General features: G+C 53.8%; 2 pseudogenes. One reads left to right on the top strand and one right to left on the bottom strand.

What is annotated here, in order from left to right:
- Nucleotides 1–227: pseudogene (locus ACNA7R_RS20640) on the bottom strand (IS6 family transposase); the annotation flags it as partial.
- A gap of 152 nt (nt 228–379) precedes the next feature.
- On the opposite strand from ACNA7R_RS20640, the pseudogene ACNA7R_RS20635 reads away from it, so the two are divergent.
- Nucleotides 380–532 (top strand): annotated as a pseudogene (locus tag ACNA7R_RS20635) (sulfite exporter TauE/SafE family protein); the annotation flags it as partial.

Genomic DNA, 532 nt, shown 5'->3' with positions numbered 1-532 from the left:
TCAGGCGGGTCGCACCCGCTGTCAGCCAGCCGATGTACCCAGTTCCAGACCGCTCCGTGAGAGCGTTCAACGCCTAATTCAGCGAGAATCGTTGTTGTCTCCCGAAGCGAACAACCGGTCTGATGGAGGCGGACGGCGAACGCCCTGACGGGCGTCGCCGTCCGCTCGTTCTCCCAAGATTCTTCTAAATCCGCGTCGTAGCTCTCGCTGAGCAGGTCTGCGAGCATTTGATCCAACGAACTCAACGACCTGCTCGTTCCTCAAACTGGCTCAACTAGACAGTGCCGAATTACCGATATTTGTGAGAGTGAGATCACTCCAAAATTCCGAACAAATGGTGAGAGTAACAACTGTAGCGATCGCAATCGTAGAGTAGCGTATGAGCCTTTTCGAAGTGGGTATCCCACTTATTGTTCTATTTGTCGTATTTGGACTGACTGTCGGTATCCTCTTTGGGTTCTTCGGGATGGGTGGGAGTTTCTTCGTTACCCCTGCGCTTCTCGTTCTCGGACATTCCGCCCCTACTGCCGTC

Origin of the sequence: Natronococcus sp. (genome assembly GCF_047921035.1) — an archaeon.
Taxonomy (GTDB): Archaea; Halobacteriota; Halobacteria; order Halobacteriales; family Natrialbaceae; genus Natronococcus.
The sequence above is the reverse complement of the archived record's forward strand: the minus strand, read 5'-3'. Positions and strand labels throughout refer to the sequence as shown.